We start from the raw sequence: 20,925 nt of genomic DNA, 5'->3' as shown, positions 1-20,925 counted from the left end.
CGCTCTGCGCCACCGCGATCGGCATTGGAAGGAACGGAACTGTAACCAGAGGTGTCAGCTGTTTAGACACCTTTGTTTTTACCTGTCTGTTCCACACCCCAATCTGAATGGAGCGGTGAAGTCATGAACAACATCATTTACCTGGTCGGTGCCGTGGTGATCGTCCTGTTTATTCTGTCGTTTGTCGGGATTGTGTAAACCCGGCCAGGCGGAATAGTCCGAGCTGTCATCAATAGCGAAAGGACTGTCGTCAAATGAAAAGCGCCCCCTTCTCGGGGGCTTTTTAATGTCATCAACAAAAAACCTCCGGCGCTAGAAGCGCCGTACGCGACTGTTCCACTGCAGTCACGAGTTGCCGGTACGCCCGGCAGGAGAATAACAAGATGACATTCGTGAAACGCCTGATGGCCGCTCTGCCGCTGTTGACCCTGGGCCTCGATGCCCACGCCGTTGTATCGAGTCAGGAAGCCGCCCGCCTGGGCACCAGCCTGACCTTGGTCGGCGCCGAAAGGGCCGGCAACGCCGATGGCTCGATCCCACCCTACAACGGCGGCCTGACCACCGCCCCCGCCAGCTTCAAGACCGGCGACAGCATGCGCCCGGACCCCTTCGCCAACGAAAAGCCGCTGCTGGTGATCAACGGCAAGAACATCGATCAGTACAAAAACATGCTGACCGCCACCACCGTGGAACTGGCCCGGCGTTATCCCGAATACCGCATCGACGTCTACCCGACCCACCGCACGGCCTCGCTGCCCCAGGCGGTGTTGAACAACAGCCGGCGCAATGCCACCGCCGCCAAATCCCTGGACGGTGGAGCGGCCATCGACAATGTGCTGCCCGGCGTGCCCTTCCCGATTCCGCAATCGGGCGCCGAAGCGATGTGGAATTTCCTGCTGCGTTACCAGGGCGTCAACATCCACTCCAAGTACGATTCCTGGAACGTCGACGCGGCGGGCGTACCGAGCCTGGCGGTGAGCGGCGAAGCCTTCGTGTCGTTTCCGATCTACGAAAACCTGTCCAAGCCGTTCAACAACTCGGACATCTACCATCAGCTGAAACTGTCCTACACCGGGCCTGCACGCCGCGCCGGCGAGTCCGTCATGCTGAAGAACGCCAGCAACCCGGTGCAGTACCCGGGCCGCGCCTGGCAATACCTGCCGGGCCAGCGCCGGGTCAAACAGATTTCGATCCTCGCCTACGACACCCCCAACCCGGGCACCACCCGCGCACTGGAGCTGTATGACTGGACGCTGGTGGGCAAGCAGGAAATGATCGTGCCCTACAACACCTACAAACTGACCTACGTGCACGACGCCAAATCGCTCACCACCCCGAACTTCATTTCCCCGGATTTCGTACGCTGGGAAAAACACCGGGTCTACGTGGTCGAGGGCAACCTCAAGCCGGGCGCCACGCACATCTACCGCAAGCGCCGCTTCTATCTGGATGAAGACACCTGGGCCGCGCTGGCGTCCGACCAGTACGACAGCGGTGGCCAGCTTTATCGCGGCTCCTTTGCCTTCTTCAGCCAGAGCTATGACCAGCAGGTGCCGGATGCCACGCCGTTCATGACCTACGACCTGTCGCGAGGCACCTACAACATCAATGGCGTGGTCGGGCCGCACGGCGGGATTCGCTACACCGAGCCGCTGTCGACGGCGCAGTGGGTGCCGGAGGCGATGGCGGGGACGGGGATTCGCTAGAACCCCGATATCACCGCAACCCCTGTAGGAGCGAGCCTGCTCGCGATGGACGTTCAGACAACGCGGTCAGCCAGACAGCCCGCGTTATCGTTGACGTCCATCGCGAGCAGGCTCGCTCCTACAGTAATTCCATGTGTTTTTGGAAGTTGCTGCTAGCCGGTGATCCCCTGTGGGAGCGAGCCTGCTCGCGATGGCGGTGGGTCAGGCGACATGGATGTTGAATGTGCCGGCCCTATCGCGAGCAGGCTCGCTCCCACAGGGTTATTCAGGGGGTTAGCGGTGGTTTTTCTTTTTAGTGATCGCCTTCATGCGCGCCGTGGCCTTCTGCACGGTCGCCATCTTTTCCGGCCGTTTCATGCCGCGCCATTTGCGGATTTCTTCCCGGGTGCGTCCGCAGCTCACGCACAGCTCGCTGTTGAGCTGGCATAGCGAGACGCAGGGGTTTTCAATGTCTTTAGCCATGTTTGCCACTCATGCGGTGCGGTACTCCACCGTCAGGTGCGTGACCTCATGGACCGGCTTCAACGCGTTGCGTACGTCATCGGCAGACAGCTGTGGCGAACCCTGCACGCTGACGATGGCCGCCCGCGCCTGCGGACCCACGCGCCAGACGTGAAGGTCGGTGATGTTGAGCTGCGGGCACTGGCCAAGCAGTTCACGGATCTCCTCGGCCACGTGCTCATCGGTCTTGTCCAGCAACACGCCGGCAGTGTCCTTCATCAGCAGCCAGGCCCAACGGGCGATGACGACGGCGCCGACAATGCCGATGACCGGATCAAGCCACACCCAGCCGAGAAACTTCCCGGCCAGCAGCGCGGCAATGGCCAGCACCGAAGTGACCGCATCCGCCAGTACGTGCACGTAGGCGGACCTGAGGTTGTTGTCTTCGCCGTGGGCATGGTCGTGATGATGATGACTGTGATCATGGGCATGGGAATGCCCGTGATCATGGCCTGCGCCGCCCGCCAGCAGCAGTGCACTGACGATGTTGACGATCAGGCCGACCACGGCGATCAAGGTCGCCGTGCCGAACTGCACCTGGGTCGGCTGCAACAGACGCATGACCGACTCGACGCCTATCCCCAAGGAGATCAAACCGAGAATCAACGCCGAGGCGAATCCGCCCAGATCGCCCACCTTGCCGGTGCCGAAGCTGTAGGCGGCATTGTCCGAATGCTTGCGTGCAAACGCATAGGCAGCCGCGGCGATCCCCAAGGCCCCGGCATGGGTCGCCATGTGAAAGCCATCGGCCAACAACGCCATGGAACCGGTGATGTACCCGGCGGCGATTTCGCCCACCATCATCACCACGGTCAGGATCACCACCCAGAGCGTGCGCCGCGCATTGTCATCGTGACCGGCGCCGAGGAAGTTGTGGCTGTGAATGTAAGTGCTCATGGCTGCCTCACTTCGAATAACGGCGAATGGCTTCGAGCAGCTCTTCGACGCCCTGCGCCCGCTCTTCGTCGGTCAAACCCGCTTTGGCGACGTGCTCACGGGCGTGGTCTTCGATGATCTCATCGAGCAAACCGTTGATCGCACCACGGGTCGCCGCCACCAGATGCAGGGTCTTGGCACAGTCCCCATCGCCCTCCAGCACACGCTCGATGGCCTGTACCTGGCCCGCGATGCGTTTGACGCGCTTGAGCAATTGGTCTTTTCCAGCTTTGGTGTGCGACATAGCATACCCCCCTACCCTATATTGGCGAGCATGATGCGCCGGGGGACGGAGATTGGCAAGGCGGCGTTTGTGTAGGAGCGAGCATGCTCGCGATGAACGTCCAGACAACGCGTTCATTCAGACAGCCCGCGTTATCGTTGACGTCCATCGCGAGCGTGCTCGCTCCCACAGGGAAATCGCAAGGGCCGGGCGGGTCGGATGTCTCGATCTGATACCATTCAAAAAGTTACAGACCGAGTAGACACCATGAATCGCCGCAAAAAGATCAAGCAGTTGCTGGAAGCCCACGCCAAAAAGGCCAATGCCAAACTGGCTCCAAAGAAGCCCAAGTACATCAGCAAGGCTGACCGCCTGAAGCTGGCGGCTGAGTCCGATGATGACTCAACCGCGTCCATCGAAAGTTGATCGCTGTAGTCGGAACGACTTACCAGAACTTCCAGGTGTAGGTGGTCGCAAAACGGTACTCGTTGTAGTCGTAGCCGTATTTCTGTTTCACGTCGATGTTGCGCAAATCCACCGCCAGCCCCTGCAGGGGCCCGCTCTGTATGACGTAGCTGAGCATCAGGTTGCGTTCGCTTTCCTGGTTGTCGCTCAGGTTGCCGCCACGGTCCCAGTTGGTGCCCTTGGTGTAGCGGCTGTAGAACTTCAGCCCCGGGATGCCCATCCCGACAAAGTCATAGCCGTAGCGCGCCGACCAGGACTTTTCATCAGGGCGAATGAAGGCCAGCGACGACCAGTTCACCAGGTACGGTTGCGGGATATAGCCGTTGAGGGTCGGGAAGATGCTGTCACCGAGCATGCGCTGGTAACTGACGCCGAACATGTGCGCACCCTTGGTCAAGGTGAACAGGGCGCCATAGGCACGGTTATCGATTGGACCGTCCAGCGCATTGCCGTCTTCGTTGTTGTTGAAGTAGCGCAGGTCGGTCTTGAGTTTGTAGCCGCTGCCCAAATCGGCCATGTGGGTCAGGCCAAAATAGTGCTGCTGGTAAATATCGTGGACCACGCCGTAGAAGTAACTGGCTTGCAGGTTCTTGGTGATGTCGTAAGTGGCCCCGCCAAAGTCCAGGCCGTCACTGTCGAGATTGTCAGTGGTGCCCCACTTGTACAGTTTCTCGTGGTTGGACGATTCCCGTGTGACCGCCGACCAGAAGCGGCCGCCGGTCAATGTCAGGCCGTCCACATCCTTGGACTCGACCACCGCGCCCTGGTAGATGGTGTCCAGCTGCCGGCTGGTGTCATCGAACGCCACCGGCAGTTGCGGACGCATATCACCGACCTTCAACTCGGTCTTGGCGTAGCGCATCCTCAGGGTGGCGCCGGCGCGGCTGTAGTCATCGGCCGTCTGCTGCTTGCTGACACTGAACGGCAACGAGCCGTCGTTGCCCGATGAGTCCAGGCGCACGGCGTATTGCGCATCCACATCCAGACCGATGGCCAGGGCCGTATCGGTGTAGCCGGAGGTGAACTGCGCATCGAAGCCCTGGGACCAGCTGTGCACTTCTGACACCGGCGCATTGGTATTGGTGTAGTTGCGGTGCAGGTAGAAGTTGCGGGTATCGAGTTTGAAGTGACTGTCATCGATCACATCGGCCTGGGCCGACAATGAAGAACAGGTCAAACCCATTACGCTGGCGATACCCAGCCCACGGCAAAGCCGGTTTCCATGAACCATCACACATCTCCACGTTTGTATGTGCCGGGGCACTGTGCTTATAGGAGTCGAAGTAAAAGGAGGCCGGGATCAGGGCCGCTCAAGAGCGCCCTCGAACGCGGGCGTCAGCCCTGACAATTGCAGCTTGCGCACAAAGTCGCCGAGCCGCTGTTGCTTGTAGGCGTCCACATCCAGCTCGCGGTAGTCGTAGAAACCCTGGCCATCGCGCAAGCCGTTGCGGCCGGTTTGCATGTTGTCGGCAATCACCTGCGGCGACTCGAAACGCGGGGCCAGCGCACCACTCAAATAGCGCGAGGCGTAGTAGAGGATGTCGCCGCCGCCCCAGTCGATAAATTCGAGCAGGCCCAGCACCGAGAACCGCAGGCCGAAGCCGACCCGCACTGCGGTGTCGATATCTTCGGCACTGGCCACGCCCTCCTCGACCATCCGTGCCGCCTCGTTCATCGCCAGCGCCTGAATGCGCGGGACGATGTAGCCGGCCACCGGATTGCACACCACCGGCACCTTGCCGATACGCTTGAGCAGTTGCAGCAGACGCTCGACCACTTGTGGGCAGGTTGCGTCGCTGCGGCTGACTTCCACCAGTGGCATCAGGTACGCGGGATTCAGCCAATGGGCGTTCACGAAACGTTCAGGCGCGCCGACCATTTCCGCCAGCTCGGTGACCAGGAAGGTCGAGGTCGTCGAAGCAATGATGGAGGACGCCGGGACATGCTCACTGACCCAGGCGAACGTCTCCTGCTTGACCGCGATGACTTCCGGCACCGCTTCGAACAGCAGGTCGCACTGGCGCAATGTCGCCGCCGCGTGGGATCTCGATTGCAGGGTCAGCCGGGACAGCGCCACGTCCGCCTGCTCGGGCACCAGCATGCCCAGCTGCACCAGCATCCGCAGTTCACCGCGAACGTTGTTACGCACGCGCTCGAAGTAATCGCGGCGCTCGTCCTCGGCACGCTCCTTGATGTCGATCAGGGTGACGGGCAGCCCGGCATGGATGAACGCCAAGGCAATGCCCTCGCCCATCCGCCCGGCGCCGACCACGCTGACATTCGGCAGCACGGCGTTCATCAGTTGAAGCCCTCGCTTTTGCAACCAGAGCCAAGCAGTTCGGTCATCTGTGCCCGGTCCAGTCCGGCCAGCCCGAGGTTTTCCAGGGTGCGGCCTTCGGCATAGAGGTCACGGGCGGCCACCGCCGAGGCAATGCTCAGCAGGCCCTGCGCCACCGGCGTCGGCACACCGGCCCAACGACCGACGGACACCAGGAAGGACAGGCCCAAGCGAGTGTCTTCGAGCATGTAGCGGTGCTTCTGCAGGTCGATGTCTTCACGCCAGTCGCCGCTGTCGGTCAACTTGCCATGGGCGCCACGCCCGTACATCCACTCCTCGCCTTCGGTGGTGTTGTAGTGATCGGCCAGGGGAAAGTGCGGCGCGCCATAGGTCAGGGCCTCGCGCACGGCCATGCGCTCGGCGTCGAGCTGGTTGGTCACGCGGCGGATCGATGGCTGGGTACCCTCGTTGTGAATGTCCCAGGACTCGAAATGCTCCAGGGGACCGGCGTTCATCATGATCAGCGGCGGGTGAATGACAGGGCCGGCATTCATCAGCGCACCGCTCAAGGCGTCCTCGATCGGTTCGACACTTGGATAGGCCTCGCGCAGTACCGCGAACGCGTGCTCGGACAGGTTGCTCGGGAACACGCCGGTCGGCAGGCGGGTCGCGTAGCAGCTGATCACCAGATCGCTGGCGCCATGCTTGCGTACCAGATACGGCAGCGTGCCGGTTTCAGCGAAGGCGACCTTGCTCTGGTTGCCGGCATCGGCCATGGCCTTGGCGAACACGTAGCTGCCGAAAGTGCCCGGCGGCAGGAACACCACTTGCCCATCGTGCAGGTGCGGCGCGACGTGTCGGGCCAGGTCTTCGTGGGAAGTCGACGGCAGCGGGATGATCACCAGTTGCGCATCGCCCAACGCTTCGGCCAGATCGTCGGTCAGCGACAGCTTGTCGCCCGGCTTGCCGATCGACAGCTGGCGCGTGCCGCGATAGTCCTTGATGGTCAGGCTGCCGATGTCCAGCAGTTCCTTGAGCGCTGCGCTGTCACGACGCCACAGGCGAGTCGAGTGGCCTTTTTCGGCCATTTCTGCAGCAGCGGCGTAACAGCCGTGACCACCACCCAGCACGGTAATCTTCATGCAAATGCTCCTTTTTATTAGTGACTCGATCCTATCGAGCCATCCCCCCGGCGACTTACCCGATTGCGCAACCGATTCCCGAATTGCGCAGCCGCCTCAATGCTTCTGCCGCCGCAACGTGTCCGACGGCAGGCAGCCATAGCGTTGCCGGTAGGCACTGGAGAAATGCCCGAAGCTGTTGATCCCGTGACGCAACAGGATGTCGGTGACGGTTTCACCGACCCTGCCCTGCTTCAACGACTCGTGGATCACCGCCAGGCGGCGGTCGCGGATGTAGTTGAGCGGCGCCTGCTGGAGGAACTGGTTGAAGCCGTTCTGCAAGGTGCGCACCGACACGCCGCACAGTTCGCTCAGGGTGGTCATGCTGATCGGCTCGTCGAGGTGCGCCTCGATGTAATCCCGGGCCTTCTTCACGTGATGCGGCAGCGGCGCCCGCGAGTCGTTCAACAGGTCCGCCGAATAGTTGTGCGGCAACTGCGTGAGCAGCAACTGCATCAGGTACTCGGACAGGTTGCCGGCCAGGCGCGAGCCGTCGACGCCGCTGCCGTACAGCCGGCAGATGTAGTCCAGGGTGTGATAGAGGCTGACGGCGCCGGCGCCCAGGTGATCGACACTGACATCGAAGATCACCGACTGCTGCAAACTGCGGTCGAGCAGCCGTTGCAGCTGGGTTTCCAGGGCATCACGGTCGATGCGCAGGATCAGGTTGCGGCACTCGCCATCAGTGACGATGCGGCTTTGCGCGAACGGTGAGGACACGCTCAGGCAACCCGAACGCATCGCCGCGCTGCGCCGCCCGTGGGCCACTTCGCATTGGCCCTGCAGGGTAATGCGAAACAGATACTGGTCGGCGATGTCGCCGATGGTGACTTCCACCGGTGCGCCGTAGCTCAGGTCGAGCAGCGCCGCGTCGCCGAAGAACACGCCATTGAGCCGGGTGTGAATCGGCTCGTCCCTCAGTACGTTGAAGCTGTGCGGACACAGGTAATGGCTGACCTTGTCCTTGATCTCGCGGTAATCGGCCGAGCTGAGCAAGCGGTGCCGTTCCAGCAGGTGTACGTCATTGAGCATCAGGGGTTCTCCCGATCAGGAAGCGAAGCGGCCTCGCACCGATGAAATCGGGCGAGGCCAGGCGCAGATCATGGGCAACGTCAATCAGCCCCGGGTCGCATGCTCCCGGGCATGGCTTTCGCGGAAGCAGCGGCAGCCGCGCCAGAGCAGCAGCACAGTCAAGGCCGATGCCGCGACGATCACCAGCGACATCGACGAACCCACCGCCGCGGGCGAACCGAAATAGCGGTCGGTCAACAGCGCCACCAGCGTGGTCCCCAGCCCCAGGCCCAGCAGGTTGCTGATCAGCAGGAACACCGCCGAGACCTGGGCACGCACCTGATTCGGCGCGAGGATCTGCATGGCTGCGGTCGACGCCGGCATCGGGAACGAGGCGAAGAACATCGCCGGCACCAGCAGGGTCACGGACAGCCACAGTTGGTCAACCTGCGGGAACAGCACGGCCGGCACCGCCATGCCGAGGGCACCGATCACACCGGTGCGCATCGCCGCATCCTGATGGCCGCGTTTGGCCAGGTAGTCGGTCAGCCATCCACCGAACAGCACACCGGCGGTGTTGGCGAGCAACAGCACGGTGCCGAGCATGTAGCCGGCCTCGACCGGGGTCAGGCCGAACTTGCGGATATAAAGCGCCGGGCTCCAGCTCATCATGCAGAACAGGACCATGGCGTAGAACGAGAAGCCCAGGTAGTGACAGGTGAAGGTGGCGCGGTGACGACCGAGGAAGCGAAAACCATCGCTCAGCGCCACTTTCTTCGGCCGGCCCTGCTCATCCACCTGCAAGCCTTTGCGCGCCGGATCGCGCACGGTGAGCCAGATCAACAAGCCGACCAGAATGCCGGGCAAACCGACAATGAAAAACGCCAGCTGCCAGGCCTTCATCGCACCCAGCACCGCGACCTCGATGGTGTTCATGTCCTTGAGCAGCGCGATCACATAACCGCCCACCAGGAAAGCCAGGCCACCGCCAACGAACGAACCGATCGAGTAGATGCCCACCGCGCGACCGAGTTTCTCCCTGGGGAACATGTCGCTGAACATCGAGTAGGCCGAGGGTGACAGCGCCGCCTCACCGACACCCACGCCAATGCGCGCGAGGAACATCTGCAGGAAGTTCTTGCTCAACCCGCAAGCAGCCGTGGTCAGGCTCCAGAACACCACCCCGACCGCGATGATCTTCGGCCGGGAAAAACGATCGGCCAGATAGGCGATGGGCATGCCCATGAACGCGTAGAACAGGGAAAAGGCCAGCCCGTGCAACAGGCTGAACTGGGTGTCGCTGAGCTGCAAGTCGGCCTTGATCGGCTCGATCATCAGCGCAAGGATCTGCCGGTCCACGAATGAAAAGATGTAGGCCACCATGCACAGGCCCACCACGTACCACTCGTAGAAATAGGTTTTCTTTTGCTGCAGGACGGCGTTATCGACCTGGATATTCACTGGTTTTTTGCTCCTCTTGGAATCCGTTCGGATGCTTGACCGGGCAACCGGTCAGCCGCGCTGTGTGTTGGGCGATGGAGGGCAGATTTCAGGAGGAATGGAAACTACGGTGGGCTTGGACATGCTCAGTTCTCTTGTTGTTATGGTTTGACTGCAAGGCGGGTCCCATGAAGCGGACCGCAGCGACGATGCGCATCGCTTTGGGTAAGGTAAGTCAGTGGATGACCGATCGGTATCAAGAGGAACAGCACCTGCTGCCAGTAAATCTCCCATGCGTACTGGGGATTTCTTTAGTCAGAGATTCGCAGGTTTCCCAAAAACACTGTAGGAGCGAGCCTGCTCGCGATGGAGGTTCAGGCAACGCGCTCATCCAGACAGCCCGCGTTATCGTTGACGTCCATCGCGAGCAGGCTCGCTCCTACAGGTTCAGAGGGTGGACGCAATATCCGGGACTGGCCAAGGACCAATGTGGGAGCGAGCCTGCTCGCGATAGCGGTTTGTCAGGCACATAAATGTTGATTGACTTGACGCCATCGCGGGCAAGCCCGCTCCCACTGGTTCAACGGGTGTACTCAATATTCGCGTCTGGCCATAGACCACTGTAGGAGCGAGCCTGCTCGCGATAGCGGTTTATCAGCCACATAACATTGACTGACCTGACGCCATCGCGAGCAGGCTCGCTCCTACAGGTGGGTATCAGGCTCATGGGCAATATTGCGGATGACGTCGGCCAGTAGGCCAATCCCTTCCTGTATCTCCTGCACCGTCAGCCCGGCGTAGCCCAGGATCAGCCCGGCGGGCCGATCCGGCGCGGGTGACGCGGCATCGGCAAACAGCGGTGACAGCGGATACACCCCTACCCCGCGCTCCAGCGCCAGCACTTGCAACCGCGCCTCGTCCCCGGCACGAAGCGTCGGCAACAGCAGCACGCCATGCAGGCCCGCCGCCACGCCGACCAATTGCCCGTATCCCGCCAGATGCTGCTCGAACGCTGCCAGCAGTGCCTTGCGCCGCTGTTCGTTGCTGCGGCGCAGGCGGCGGACGTGACGCTCGTAGGTGCCGCTTTCGATCAGCGAGGCCAGCACGTTCTGTTCCCAACGCGGCGAGTGGCGATCCGTCAGCCGTTTGGCTTCACGAAACACGTGGACCAGTTCCCGTGGCAGCACCAGATACCCTAGCCGGAGCTGCGGCGACAGGGCCTTGGAGAAGGTCCCGACATAAATGACCCGCGCCTGGGTATCCATCGATTGCAACGCATCGATGGGGCGCTGGCCGTAGCGGAACTCGCCGCCGTAATCGTCTTCGATGATCCAGGCGCGATGCCGATGCGCCCACTCCAACAGCTCCAGGCGACGCGCGACTGAAAGCACCGCGCCCATGGGAAACTGATGCGACGGCGTCACGTAGGCCAGGCGCACGCGGTCATTTTCCGGCAGAGCGCCGCTATCCAGCCCGGCCCCGTCGACGGCGACTGGCAGCGCCATCGCGCCCGTGGCCTCGAAGCTGTAGCGGGCCATGCGATAGCCGGGGGTCCTCGAAGACGAAGGCATCTTCCGGGTTCAGCAGCAGGCGCGCGCACAGGTCCAGCCCCTGCTGCGAGCCATGCACCACGAGGATCTGATCCGCCTCGCAGGTCAGGCCCCGCGCCCGTCGCAGATACCCTTGCAACGCCATGCGCAGGCGCGCCTCCCCTTCGGGCTGGCCGTAAGCCTGGCTCGGCTGGCGCTTGACCAGTTCGCTGCGATAAGCGCGCTGCCAACCCAGCGCCGGGAAATCACGGGTGGCGACCGAGCCGTACCGGAAATCGATGCGGGCATGGGGTGTCGCCATGCTGTAGGGCGTGATGCCGGCCACACGCTGGCCGTAGCGGGACAATATGGGTGGCGATGCCGTCTGCTTCTGGGCGTGTACCGACGGAGCGCCGATCACAGGGGCAACAGTGGCCGCCTTGCCCTTGGTGGTGATGACAAAACCTTCGGCGGCCAGTTGTTCGTAGGCTGCCGTGACTGTCGTTCGCGATACGCCAAGCTCGACAGCCAGGGCCCGGGTCGACACCAGTTTCGTGCCTGCAGCCAGCGTGCCCTGCTCTATCTGCGCCCGCAGACCGGCATAGATCCGGCGCTCCGCACCACGCGTGACGGCGCCATTGCGGCTGGAAAACTGGCCCATGAAAAAACCTCGAAACTGGCACTTTTTGTGAGACAGGTTGTGGTTGACATTATGGCTACCCAGCCACGCGCAATGAAATACCCCGACACAGGAGAGCGCCTTTTGGACCTGACCCTCACCACGATCCTTGTCACCTTCGCCGGCGTCTTTCTGATCTGTTTCATGAAGGGCGCGTTCGGCGGCGGTTTTGCCATCGTCGGCATTCCGCTGCTGTCGCTGGTGATGGACCCGATCACTGCCGGTGGCCTGCTCGCGCCGCTGTTCATCGCCATGGACCTGTTCGGCCTGCGCTACTGGAAACCCTCCACTTGGTCGAAGCCGGACCTGAAACTGCTGGTACCCGGGCTGGTGGTGGGCATCGGCATCGGCTACCTGTTTTTCCGGGTGGTGGACCACCGCGTGGTCGCCATCGTGATGGCGGCGATCACGCTGGTGTTTGTCGGTCTCTGGTTCAAGGCCGGCGGTGAAGTCAGGGTGCGACCGCGTTCGTCGCCCAAGGCGGTGGCCGCCGGCTTCACATCCGGCATCACGACGATGGTGGCGCACTCAGGCGGCCCACCGCTGGCGATCTACCTGCTGCCGCTGGGCCTGAGCAAGCAGGTGTATGCCGGGACGACCAGCATGTTCTTTACCGTGGGTAATCTGATGAAAGCCGCACCGTGGTTGCTGCTGGCCAAACCGACAGGCAACGTCCTGAGCCTGATGGGCATCTGCCTGCTGGCCGTGCCCAGCGGGGTCTGGCTGGGCTGGCGACTGCATGCACGCCTGGACCAGCGCCAGATGTACCGCGCCTGCTACGGCCTGCTGGTGGTGACGGCGGTGAAGCTGCTGTGGGATGGCGTTTCGGGGTATCTCGCCTGATAGAAGACAACTGTAGGAGCGAGCCTGCTCGCGATGGAGGTTCAGGCAACGCGCTCATCCAGACAGCCCGCGTTATCGTTGACGTCCATCGCGAGCAGGCTCGCTCCTACAGGTTTCTAGAGCGATGCCTCGATCTTTTTCGCCGCCGTCTCATCGACCCACGCGTGCCAGACTTCCGGGTGTTCCTTGAGGAATATCCTGGCCAGTTTCGGTGATTCGATGCGCTCGCTGGTCATGCGCGCCAGGTTCTGGTTCAACAGCTCGATGGGAATATTGACCTTCTCCAGCACCGAGACCAGTTCAGGCGCCTGCTGATGAAAGGTGCTGGAGAGGCCGACCATGGTCACGACGTTTTTGTCGACGCCGGGCTTTTCTTCCAGGCGGATGGCATCGATCTGCCCCATCAACGGCGTCGGCGACCAGTAGTAGAACAGCACTGGCTCACCCCGCTTGTAACTGGACAGCACCGCCGCATCCAGGGCCGCGCCGGTGCCCGGGCGGAAGTTGGTGAAAGTGTTTTCCAGGCCGTACTCCTTGAGCATCTCGGTGTTGTCCTGCTCACAGATCCATCCTGCCGGGCAGTTGTAGAAGCGTCCCTTGGACGGCTCCTCCGAGTCCTTGAACACCGTCGGATATTTGCTCAGGTCGGCGACGCTCTTGAGCTCGGGCGCCTGGGCGGGCCGGTTGCGTTTTTTGTCCCCCTCGACCACATAACGCGGCACGTACCAGCCCTGGGTCCCGCCGACGATCGGCCCACCAACACCGATGACCTTGCCCGCGGCCGCGGCCTTCTTCCAGACCTCGCTACGTTCCATCCACTCTTCGCCAAACACCTGGATGTCATTACCGGCCAGCGCAGTCTCGAGAATGATGGTGTTGCCCACCATCTGGTCGGTCGTGCAGCCGTAGCCGTCCTTGAGCACGATCATCATGATGTCGGTGAGCAGCATCCCGCTTTCCCAGTTCAGGCCGGCGAACTTCACCGGTTTGCCCGAATCGCACCATCCCGAGGCCTGGCTTGCAGCACTGCCTGCGAGCAAGCCGAGGGTGAGTAATGAGGCCAGCACACGCTTGCGGTTTTTCATGATCAGACGCTCCGAATCGTTTTTATTGGGGGCAGCGAACTGTGGTGCGAAGTCGTGAATCCATGGTTCTTGTTGTTATGGGCGAACGCTAAACCAGCGGCTCAACCGAGGTGCGTCCGTAGAACAGCTGGCGGGCATAGGCGCTGAATTCGACATTGGGTTGATCGACATAGGCAAGCACCGCGTTGAGTCGCAATCGGTCCCCTTCCACCGGCGTCACTCGATGCAGTGAATAACGACCACGGAACAAAGTCAGCGTCCCCGGCACCTGGGGCAGAACCTCGATCTGTTGCGTTGTCGGGTCATCGAGGAAGCCCCGGACCGCGTCATAACAATCATCGTTTTCGTTGCGCAGCATACGCACGTATTCGAAATCCCCGCCGGCATTTGCCGCCTGAAGCGACAGCGTGACACTGAAGTCGGAGCGATCGAAGTGCCAGCCCAATTGCTGCCCTGCGGTGAAGCCTTGCAGGTTCAGGGCCGCCAGAGGATCGGCATGGCGATAGAGCGTGTCCAGGCCCAGAACGTCCTTGATGAAAGCCAGCACGTCGTCCGACTCGTAGACCTGCCGAATCCCGTGGGCCGCCGGAATATCTGCATAGGCCACGGTGTCTTTTTCGGTGCTCATCAAGCGCCGCAACGGATGCTGCGGATCAACGCTTTCATCCTGAGGCTTGAAGTAAACCGTATGGTCTTCGCGGAACTGGAACATGCGCGAATGCAGCGCCAGGGTCTGGTCGGCCATGGCAACAACCGAAGGTTCGCGAACGAAACCCGGGAAGATCGCCACGCCCTCTTGTTCCAGCAACGATTGGCTGCGGGCGACCAGCTCGAGATAAGCGGCGCTGCCGCGATCGGTGATGGGATAACGCGCAAGATCGACGACATCGTCCAGGGTTGGCGCAGGTGTGAAAGGCAGGGTGGTCATTATTGTTGGTCTCCAGTGGCTCTGCGGAATCGAGATTGCATCGCCGCCAGAAACAAGTCACGCTCATAATTTTCCGCCATTTTGTGAATTATTTTCAGGTCGCCCGCCATGAGACTGACACTCGATCACCTGGTGATGCTGCAAACCCTGTCGGAAGTCGAATCGATCACGGCGGTGGCCGAACGTTTATGGCTGACCCCCTCCGCCGTCAGCCACCGCATACGCGAAGCCGAGCGTCGGTTGGGGGTGAGCCTGACGGAACGCTCCGGCGGAAAAATGCGCCTCAGCCCGGCCGGCGTGCGTCTGGAGCGCGCCGCCAGGGACATCATCGCGATCCTCAATGAAGCCGAGTCCGAGGCCCGCTCCATGGCCGGTGGCGTCACGGCGTTTGTGCGCATGGGCGTCACGTCTTATGGTCCGTTTCGCTGGATTCCGAAATTCATCAAGCACTACTCCAGCCTGCGCCCGGACATCGAAATCACCCTGGTGACCGTGCCCCGGGATGACGTCTACGCAAGCCTCATGCAAGGCAAGCTGGATGTCTCGATCATCGACGACGGCATGGTGCCCAGCGGCGTTGCCAAACTGCCGCTGTTTCGCGACGACCTGATCGCGATCATGGCCACCGATCACCCGCTGGCGGGCAGAAAGGCCATCTACGCGGAAGACTTCAAGACCTACAACCTGGTGACCTATTCCACCGACCGCGCCAGCGGCTGGGAATACGACCGTTTCTTCGCCCCCGCCAGCATCCTGCCGCGACGCATGATCACCGTGGAGTTGATCGAAGCCATCGTCGAACTGGTGCGCTCGGGCTACGGCATCAGCATCCTGCAACGGGACCTGGTGACCCCGAGCCTGGAACGTGGAGAGCTGGCATGGGCCGCCCTGAATGACGGCCTGGACATCGCCTGGAACGCCATTGTCCGCCCTTCGGAGCGGGAGGACAGTGAGGTGAACAGGATGGTTGCGGAGCTTGATAGATGGATCAAGCAGAAACCTGCGCAGGTCTGACTCATTGCAACCCCGCTCAAGACGATCTGCATCGAACGCAATACGCTCGGCAGCCCGGTACGTGCCGGCAAAGCCAACACTATCGACAAGCCCGACACCAACCGAGTCGGGCCGCTCGATAGCCTTTGCCACCCCCACTACTGGAAGCCTTGATCATGAAAACCCTGAACATCGAGAACCACCCAACCGGCCGCGTGAACGACCATTCGACCCTCGGCAGCACAGTCACGGCACTGGGCATCTACGGTATTTATCTCGCCCTGGCCGTCATCTACTTCTGGTTCGGTGGCATGAAATTCACCCACTACGAAGCTATGGGACTGGTGCCTCTGGTGGGCAACAGCCCATTGCTGGGTTGGGTTTATCAGATCTTCAGCGTCGACACGTTCTCGGCCCTGCTGGGTGTTCTGGAGGTCTCGATTGGCGTGCTGATTGCCGCACGCCTGGTGTCGCCCAAGCTGTCTTTGATCGGTGGCGCGTTGTCCGCCGGGTTGTTCTTCACCACCATCAGCTTCATGTTCTCGACCCCCGGGGTGATTGAACCCGGCCTCGGCTTCCCGGGCATTTCCGTAGCGCCGGGCCAGTTCCTCCTGAAAGACATCGGCCTGCTTGCCGCCTCGGTGTTTATCGCCGGCCACTCGCTGGCGGAACTGGAAAACCGCTGAACCCATGAGAGTGTTTCGAGATGGCCTGAAGCAGCGCGAGATGCTCAGGCCATTTTTTCGTCTTCCTTTGCCGGCAGATTTTTCATCCAGTCAGTCGGGCTGTAACCGGTCTTGCGCCGAAACGCACGGGCCAGCGCCGAGGGGCTTTCATAACCGACCTCGCTGGCGATCAGCGCGATCGGTCGTCCTTCACGCAAGCGTTTCTGCGCCAGGCTGATCCGCCAGCTCAGCAGGTAATCGGCCGGTGTCTGGCCAATGACGGTACGGAAATGCACGGCATAGGCGGCGCGCGACATGTTCGATGCGCGGGCCAACTCTTCGATCGACCAGCCGTGCTGAGGTGTGTTGTGCATCTGCACCAGGGAGCGCGCCAGCCGCACATCCGCCAGCCCGGCCATCATGCCGGTGTGCAACTGGTGATGGTCGAGCAGATGGCGAAACAGCAGGACGATCAACAACTCGAACAGACGATTGAGCGCGACCTCCCGGCCGCAATGCCCTTCTGCCGCCTCGGCGAACATCCATTTCAATACATCGGCCAGCATGGGCAACTCGTCCAGCGCCAGCACCAGGCAATCGGGCAGCGAAGCCGTCAACGGGTTATCCGCCCCGCCCTCGAACTCCATGGACGCACACAGCAGTTGCGCCCCCTCGGGCCCTGCGCCCAACAGCTGATGACGGCTTGGCCGGGGAAGAAAAATCAGGCTGGGACGGGTGAGCACCACTTCCTTGCGACCGGGCCCCTGCAAGATCATCGAACCGACCTGCAGCAAATGCAGATAGCCGCGCTGATCAGCCCCGCCGTACGACGCCTTGCCGCACAGCCTGCCGTTGTAGAACAGACTGGCGCGCACACCGAACTGCGACAGCAACGTGGACAGGCTATCCATGGCAATCTCTTGGCCGGATGAAGATGCACCGATCATAGACAAGAGAAACTGTAGGAGCGAGCCTGCTCGCGATGGACGCAAGCACACCGCGGGGCATCAGGCCGCCAGCGTTTTCGTTAACGTCCATCGCGAGCAGGCTCGCTCCTACAGGTTCAATCCATAAGGTCTGTCAGTTCGACGTAGCTCGACTCCCCTCCACCCGTCGCACCCGACAACCAGCCCCAGACAAAGCTCAGCGTAGTACGCCCCGCATCATCGACACCTACCGTGCCTCGAGACCAGCCGGCAAGCATTTCACCCTCGGTCGTCAGGCAATGAAACAGCAGCTCGATGGAATCGGGCCCAGTCACCCGCCCCACCTGATTGCCCGTGCGGATGCGACCGCCTTGGTAAGTGCTCGAAATCGCATTGTCCTCAACGCGGTAATGAAACACCGTGCCTGTCCCGGATAACCCCTGAGGGTTGCCCGCTACCGTGAATCGTCGATCGTTCAAACGCTCGCTGACTTGAGAAAAGGGAATGTCCATGAGTGTCGCTTCCTTGTGTAGAGAAAATGCCTTTCAGTCGTCGTTTGCGGGTGCCAACCAGCGGTTTACTGATCCGTCACCATCACCCCCAACCATGGGCCTCTGTGATGAAGTGCAGCACCGCACTTGAACGCTCGTCAATCCGTGAAATCAGCGACAACTCACTGATCATTTCCGGTTGAGCCAATGGAACAATCCGGATGCCCGGCATGGTTAACCGCGTCATCGTTTCCGGCACGATGCTCAGACCGATCCCTGCCGCCACCAGCCCGGGGATACTCATCAGTGACGGTACGTACATGATGTTTTCGGGATGCAGTTGATTTTGCCGGCAGGCCTGAAGGGTGTGAGAGGTCAGGCCGATGCCGGCACTGTCCTGCAGAAATACGAATTTTTCATGCCGCAGGGTCGCCAGCTCTCCACTGAAACTCTCGGCCAGTTCATGGTTGTCGGGAATCAGCAGGACGAGTCTGGATTGGCTGAAATGATGGGTGCGCAAACGATCCGGCAAGTGATCCTTGAACACCCTGGCAAACGCCAGATCGAGTTTATGGTCGAGCAGCATGTCGAACTGCGCGCGAATCCCCGCGTCCACCAGCGACACTTTGACCTCGGGGAAGGTGCTGAAGTAATGCCGCAAAAGCTGCGGCAAGTTAGCCTCGAACAAGGCCGAGTGGTAGCCGATGTTGATTTCGCCAACCTCCCCCCGGCGCGCACGTCGAGCGGCAGCTATCGCCAGGTCGCTGGACTCGATCGATTGTCGTGCGTGAGGCAGAAACGCTTCGCCGGCGGCAGTCAATGCCACGCCTCGATTTTCCCGCCGGAACAGTGCCAACCCCAGTTCGGACTCAAGGGTTCGCATAAGTTGGCTGAGTGCCGGTTGTGCAATGCCCAACTGCTCAGCCGCGCGACTGAAGTGCAGCAAGTCGGCCGCCACGACAAAGGCTTTCAGGTGACGCAGTTCCATATTGGCTACCCATAAGGTGAGCTTATCAATTTATCTGGTTTTCGATAATTATTCTGCAAGCAGGATGCGCTAACGTCTACTCACTTCATCGTTTCCCGCCAACGCCAACCCGCGCAGGAACGTATGAGTACCCATAACCATAAAAACAATGACGAGCACCCTTATGAGCACGACCAGCAACGAGACTCATGATTTGCGCATGCCTCGCAAGGCAGTGACCGCCGCGACCATCGGCACCGCCCTGGAGTGGTTTGACTTCACGCTGTATGGCGCGGTGTCGGCGACCATCCTGCCCAAATTGTTTTTTCCCGCCATGGAGCCAACGGCGGGCCTGCTGGCTTCGCTGGCGACATTCGGCGTCGGCCTGGCAGCGCGGCCATTGGGGGCCATCACTTGCGGCTACCTGGGCGACAAGCTGGGCCGGCGTAACCTGATGTTGGCCACTGTGACCATGATGGGTCTGGCTTCAGTATTGATGGGTTTGTTGCCCACCTACGGGCAGGTGGGCATCTTGGCGCCGATCCTTCTGGTCATCCTGAGGATCATTCAGGGTTTCGCCCTTGGCGGTGAGTCCACCGGAGCACAATTGATGGCGCTGGAGCACGCATCCCCGGATCGCCGTGGCCGTTATTCGGGCATGCTTGGTTTGTGTTCACCGCTGAGTCAGATATTGGCCAATGGTGTGTTGATGGGCCTGGCAGCGACACTTTCCAGCGAGCAATTCGAAAGTTTTGGCTGGCGAATCCCCTTCCTCCTGAGCTTCGTACTGGTGGTGGTGGCGATCTTCATCCGGCTGAAAGTCGATGAAACCCCTGCATTCGTTGCCCTGAAAAAAACGCCGGCAAAGAAGGAAAAAAGCCCGCTCAAAACCGCGTTGGGCAGCCATAACAAAACCATCCTGCGCCTGATGCTGTTCTTCTGCTCGCCTGCTGCGCTGTTCTACTTGATCGTGATTTTCTCCCTGAGCTACCTGACCAAGCACCTGGGCTTTAGCCAGTCGACGGGCTTCATGTCACTGATGGTGGCTAACGTCTGCGCGATTTTCGGTGCGCTGGCCGGTGGTTATCTGTCGGATCGCTGGGGCCGTAAAAAGGCATTGGCGCTGGGTTCATGCATGACCTTGCTGATCCTGTTCGTCTACTTCCCGATCCTCAACACGCTGAATGTCCCCGCCATCATGGCAATCATGGGACTGTTCCTGGGCTTCACCCAGTTCCAGAGCGGCATCCAGCCCGTGGCCTTCGCCGAAGCCTTCCCCACCCAGGTCCGCTACTCGGGCTCGGCACTGGCCTACACCGGCGCCAATCTGGTGATCGGTGGCCCGATGCCGATGATTGCCGTGTGGTTGATGAGCCAGTCGAACAACTCGCCGTGGCCCCTGGTGACGCTCTGCGCGGTGATCAACCTGATCTCGCTGGTCATGATCGTCATCGGCCCGGAAACCCGCGGCATCGACCTGAACGCCGTCGCTAAAGACGACGCCGTCGACACTCACGCTTCAGCCATTCTTTCCAAATAACGCAGCAGGACGACCATGAACCGCACCGTCTTCATCCTCAACGGCCCTAACTTGAACCTGCTGGGTCGCCGTGAGCCGCACATTTACGGACACACTACCCTCGAGCAGATTCGCCACCAAAGTGAACAGCTTGCCGAGGAATTGGACCTTGTCTGCAATTTTCGTCAGACCAACCACGAAGGCGTGATGGTCGACTGGATTCAAGAGGCCTTCGAGCAAGGCGCAGCAGTGATCATCAACCCGGCTGGCTTTTCGTTTCACTCGATTCCGGTACTCGATGCACTGAAACTGCTCGACACCCCGCTGGTCGAGTTGCACCTGTCGAACATCCATGCCCGCGATGAACTGCATCGCCACTCGATCATGTCCGGTGTGGTCGATGCGGTGATCTGCGGCATGGGAGCCGACGGTTATCCCCTCGCTATCCGAGCGATCAATGACCTGCTGCGTCGCCAGGCACCCAGCGCCTAAAACGCTACTCCACTAAACGCTTCCTCCCGGCGGTTCCTCGGCAAACAGCTGCCAGGACCGCCTGCGC

The 20,925-nt window shown here is 61.1% G+C and carries 22 protein-coding genes; 7 read left to right on the top strand and 15 right to left on the bottom strand.

The genetic code is table 11. The features are described 5' to 3' along the window. The first annotated feature begins 383 nt into the window (after positions 1 to 383). Positions 384 to 1,706, top strand: coding sequence for a DUF1329 domain-containing protein (locus tag DKY63_RS31000; RefSeq protein WP_110967619.1), 1,323 nt, complete (start codon positions 384 to 386; stop codon positions 1,704 to 1,706). Positions 1,707 to 1,979: 273 nt separating this feature from the next. Here the strand turns inward: DKY63_RS31000 and DKY63_RS30995 are convergent, their stop codons facing one another. The 3 genes from DKY63_RS30995 to DKY63_RS30985 are packed head-to-tail and all read right to left on the bottom strand — an operon-like array spanning position 1,980 to position 3,387. Continuing rightward, positions 1,980 to 2,168, bottom strand: a complete 189-nt coding sequence (locus DKY63_RS30995; protein WP_110967618.1) for a DUF1289 domain-containing protein — start codon at positions 2,166 to 2,168, stop codon at positions 1,980 to 1,982. 9 nt (positions 2,169 to 2,177) lie between these two features. Continuing rightward, complete coding sequence (gene dmeF, locus DKY63_RS30990) at positions 2,178 to 3,104, bottom strand: CDF family Co(II)/Ni(II) efflux transporter DmeF (protein ID WP_110967617.1); 927 nt, start codon at positions 3,102 to 3,104, stop codon at positions 2,178 to 2,180. A gap of 7 nt (positions 3,105 to 3,111) precedes the next feature. Further along, complete coding sequence (locus DKY63_RS30985; protein ID WP_110967616.1) at positions 3,112 to 3,387, bottom strand: metal/formaldehyde-sensitive transcriptional repressor; 276 nt, start codon at positions 3,385 to 3,387, stop codon at positions 3,112 to 3,114. A 246-nt stretch (positions 3,388 to 3,633) separates the two neighbouring features. Here DKY63_RS30985 and DKY63_RS30980 point away from each other — a divergent pair, with 246 nt between their 5' ends. After that, positions 3,634 to 3,792 carry a DUF2986 domain-containing protein gene (locus DKY63_RS30980; RefSeq protein WP_110967615.1) on the top strand — a complete coding sequence of 53 codons (159 nt, stop codon included), beginning with the start codon at positions 3,634 to 3,636 and terminating at the stop codon, positions 3,790 to 3,792. A 19-nt stretch (positions 3,793 to 3,811) separates the two neighbouring features. Here DKY63_RS30980 and DKY63_RS30975 read toward each other — a convergent pair whose 3' ends face one another. From DKY63_RS30975 to DKY63_RS32815, 7 genes are all read right to left on the bottom strand, one after another. Further along, the gene (locus tag DKY63_RS30975) at positions 3,812 to 5,062 is read right to left on the bottom strand and encodes an OprD family outer membrane porin (RefSeq protein ID WP_110967614.1); all 1,251 of its coding nucleotides are present in this window, start codon (positions 5,060 to 5,062) and stop codon (positions 3,812 to 3,814) included. A 69-nt stretch (positions 5,063 to 5,131) separates the two neighbouring features. Then, entirely contained in the window at positions 5,132 to 6,130 is a 999-nt protein-coding gene (locus DKY63_RS30970; protein WP_110967613.1) for a 3-hydroxybutyryl-CoA dehydrogenase, read from the bottom strand. Continuing rightward, entirely contained in the window at positions 6,130 to 7,251 is a 1,122-nt protein-coding gene (locus tag DKY63_RS30965) for an NAD/NADP-dependent octopine/nopaline dehydrogenase family protein (protein ID WP_110967612.1), read from the bottom strand. The genes DKY63_RS30970 and DKY63_RS30965 overlap by 1 nt, the downstream gene beginning before the upstream one ends. A 96-nt stretch (positions 7,252 to 7,347) precedes the next feature. After that, positions 7,348 to 8,322 (bottom strand): AraC family transcriptional regulator, encoded by a 975-nt coding sequence (locus tag DKY63_RS30960; RefSeq protein ID WP_110967611.1) that lies wholly within the window; start codon positions 8,320 to 8,322, stop codon positions 7,348 to 7,350. Positions 8,323 to 8,406: 84 nt separating this feature from the next. Beyond that, entirely contained in the window at positions 8,407 to 9,762 is a 1,356-nt protein-coding gene (locus DKY63_RS30955; protein WP_110967610.1) for a spinster family MFS transporter, read from the bottom strand. A 683-nt stretch (positions 9,763 to 10,445) separates the two neighbouring features. Beyond that, a complete protein-coding gene (locus tag DKY63_RS32820) occupies positions 10,446 to 11,279 on the bottom strand; it encodes a PLP-dependent aminotransferase family protein (protein ID WP_239499350.1) in 834 nt (277 codons plus the stop codon). Next, on the bottom strand, positions 11,206 to 11,931 hold the full coding sequence (locus tag DKY63_RS32815) for an aminotransferase class I/II-fold pyridoxal phosphate-dependent enzyme (protein ID WP_239499349.1): 726 nt from the start codon (positions 11,929 to 11,931) through the stop codon (positions 11,206 to 11,208). Before DKY63_RS32815 ends, DKY63_RS32820 begins: the two co-directional genes overlap by 74 nt. Positions 11,932 to 12,033: 102 nt before the next feature. On the opposite strand from DKY63_RS32815, the gene DKY63_RS30945 reads away from it, so the two are divergent. Continuing rightward, positions 12,034 to 12,792, top strand: a complete 759-nt coding sequence (locus DKY63_RS30945) for a sulfite exporter TauE/SafE family protein (protein WP_239499348.1) — start codon at positions 12,034 to 12,036, stop codon at positions 12,790 to 12,792. A gap of 116 nt (positions 12,793 to 12,908) precedes the next feature. Here DKY63_RS30945 and DKY63_RS30940 read toward each other — a convergent pair whose 3' ends face one another. Both DKY63_RS30940 and DKY63_RS30935 read right to left on the bottom strand, forming a co-directional pair. Further along, positions 12,909 to 13,877, bottom strand: a complete 969-nt coding sequence (locus DKY63_RS30940; RefSeq protein ID WP_110967608.1) for a glycine betaine ABC transporter substrate-binding protein — start codon at positions 13,875 to 13,877, stop codon at positions 12,909 to 12,911. Positions 13,878 to 13,965: 88 nt separating this feature from the next. Then, positions 13,966 to 14,805, bottom strand: coding sequence for a HalD/BesD family halogenase (locus tag DKY63_RS30935; RefSeq protein ID WP_110967607.1), 840 nt, complete (start codon positions 14,803 to 14,805; stop codon positions 13,966 to 13,968). Positions 14,806 to 14,913: 108 nt separating this feature from the next. Between DKY63_RS30935 and DKY63_RS30930 the strand changes: the two genes are divergently transcribed. Both DKY63_RS30930 and DKY63_RS30925 read left to right on the top strand, forming a co-directional pair. Continuing rightward, on the top strand, positions 14,914 to 15,819 hold the full coding sequence (locus DKY63_RS30930) for a LysR family transcriptional regulator (protein WP_110967606.1): 906 nt from the start codon (positions 14,914 to 14,916) through the stop codon (positions 15,817 to 15,819). A 155-nt stretch (positions 15,820 to 15,974) separates the two neighbouring features. Then, positions 15,975 to 16,484 (top strand): YkgB family protein, encoded by a 510-nt coding sequence (locus tag DKY63_RS30925; RefSeq protein WP_110967605.1) that lies wholly within the window; start codon positions 15,975 to 15,977, stop codon positions 16,482 to 16,484. Between the two features lie 44 nt (positions 16,485 to 16,528). Here DKY63_RS30925 and DKY63_RS30920 read toward each other — a convergent pair whose 3' ends face one another. From DKY63_RS30920 to DKY63_RS30910, 3 genes are all read right to left on the bottom strand, one after another. Next, positions 16,529 to 17,374: an AraC family transcriptional regulator gene (locus DKY63_RS30920; RefSeq protein WP_110967604.1), complete on the bottom strand. Its 846-nt coding sequence runs from the start codon at positions 17,372 to 17,374 to the stop codon at positions 16,529 to 16,531. Between the two features lie 152 nt (positions 17,375 to 17,526). Next, positions 17,527 to 17,901, bottom strand: coding sequence for a hypothetical protein (locus tag DKY63_RS30915; RefSeq protein WP_110967603.1), 375 nt, complete (start codon positions 17,899 to 17,901; stop codon positions 17,527 to 17,529). Between the two features lie 82 nt (positions 17,902 to 17,983). Then, complete coding sequence (locus DKY63_RS30910; RefSeq protein ID WP_110967602.1) at positions 17,984 to 18,868, bottom strand: LysR family transcriptional regulator; 885 nt, start codon at positions 18,866 to 18,868, stop codon at positions 17,984 to 17,986. Positions 18,869 to 19,031: 163 nt separating this feature from the next. Here DKY63_RS30910 and DKY63_RS30905 point away from each other — a divergent pair, with 163 nt between their 5' ends. Continuing rightward, on the top strand, positions 19,032 to 20,387 hold the full coding sequence (locus tag DKY63_RS30905) for an MFS transporter (RefSeq protein WP_110967601.1): 1,356 nt from the start codon (positions 19,032 to 19,034) through the stop codon (positions 20,385 to 20,387). 15 nt (positions 20,388 to 20,402) lie between these two features. Further along, complete coding sequence (locus DKY63_RS30900; RefSeq protein ID WP_110967600.1) at positions 20,403 to 20,858, top strand: type II 3-dehydroquinate dehydratase; 456 nt, start codon at positions 20,403 to 20,405, stop codon at positions 20,856 to 20,858. The last annotated feature ends 67 nt before the right edge of the window (positions 20,859 to 20,925 follow it).

The sequence above is a fragment of the Pseudomonas putida genome (genome assembly GCF_003228315.1).
In the GTDB taxonomy this organism is placed as follows: Bacteria; Pseudomonadota; Gammaproteobacteria; order Pseudomonadales; family Pseudomonadaceae; genus Aquipseudomonas; species Aquipseudomonas putida_S.
Note: the sequence above shows the minus strand (reverse complement) of the source record. Positions and strands in the feature narration are given on the sequence as shown.

Bases quoted from the DNA above. Each gene is read 5' to 3' on its own strand.
- DKY63_RS30915 (WP_110967603.1), bottom strand. From the start codon at position 17,901: ATGGACATTCCCTTTTCTCAAGTCAGCGAGCGTTTGAACGATCGACGA.
- DKY63_RS30995 (WP_110967618.1), bottom strand. From the start codon at position 2,168: ATGGCTAAAGACATTGAAAACCCCTGCGTCTCGCTATGCCAGCTCAAC.
- DKY63_RS30930 (WP_110967606.1), top strand. From the start codon at position 14,914: ATGAGACTGACACTCGATCACCTGGTGATGCTGCAAACCCTGTCGGAA.
- DKY63_RS32820 (WP_239499350.1), bottom strand. From the start codon at position 11,279: ATGGCCCGCTACAGCTTCGAGGCCACGGGCGCGATGGCGCTGCCAGTC.
- DKY63_RS30980 (WP_110967615.1), top strand. From the start codon at position 3,634: ATGAATCGCCGCAAAAAGATCAAGCAGTTGCTGGAAGCCCACGCCAAA.
- DKY63_RS30965 (WP_110967612.1), bottom strand. From the start codon at position 7,251: ATGAAGATTACCGTGCTGGGTGGTGGTCACGGCTGTTACGCCGCTGCT.
- DKY63_RS30925 (WP_110967605.1), top strand. From the start codon at position 15,975: ATGAAAACCCTGAACATCGAGAACCACCCAACCGGCCGCGTGAACGAC.
- DKY63_RS30905 (WP_110967601.1), top strand. From the start codon at position 19,032: ATGAGCACGACCAGCAACGAGACTCATGATTTGCGCATGCCTCGCAAG.
- dmeF (WP_110967617.1), bottom strand. From the start codon at position 3,104: ATGAGCACTTACATTCACAGCCACAACTTCCTCGGCGCCGGTCACGAT.
- DKY63_RS30975 (WP_110967614.1), bottom strand. From the start codon at position 5,062: ATGGTTCATGGAAACCGGCTTTGCCGTGGGCTGGGTATCGCCAGCGTA.
- DKY63_RS30920 (WP_110967604.1), bottom strand. From the start codon at position 17,374: ATGGATAGCCTGTCCACGTTGCTGTCGCAGTTCGGTGTGCGCGCCAGT.
- DKY63_RS30960 (WP_110967611.1), bottom strand. From the start codon at position 8,322: ATGCTCAATGACGTACACCTGCTGGAACGGCACCGCTTGCTCAGCTCG.
- DKY63_RS30900 (WP_110967600.1), top strand. From the start codon at position 20,403: ATGAACCGCACCGTCTTCATCCTCAACGGCCCTAACTTGAACCTGCTG.
- DKY63_RS32815 (WP_239499349.1), bottom strand. From the start codon at position 11,931: ATGGGCCAGTTTTCCAGCCGCAATGGCGCCGTCACGCGTGGTGCGGAG.
- DKY63_RS30940 (WP_110967608.1), bottom strand. From the start codon at position 13,877: ATGAAAAACCGCAAGCGTGTGCTGGCCTCATTACTCACCCTCGGCTTG.
- DKY63_RS30910 (WP_110967602.1), bottom strand. From the start codon at position 18,868: ATGGAACTGCGTCACCTGAAAGCCTTTGTCGTGGCGGCCGACTTGCTG.
- DKY63_RS30970 (WP_110967613.1), bottom strand. From the start codon at position 6,130: ATGAACGCCGTGCTGCCGAATGTCAGCGTGGTCGGCGCCGGGCGGATG.
- DKY63_RS30935 (WP_110967607.1), bottom strand. From the start codon at position 14,805: ATGACCACCCTGCCTTTCACACCTGCGCCAACCCTGGACGATGTCGTC.
- DKY63_RS30985 (WP_110967616.1), bottom strand. From the start codon at position 3,387: ATGTCGCACACCAAAGCTGGAAAAGACCAATTGCTCAAGCGCGTCAAA.
- DKY63_RS31000 (WP_110967619.1), top strand. From the start codon at position 384: ATGACATTCGTGAAACGCCTGATGGCCGCTCTGCCGCTGTTGACCCTG.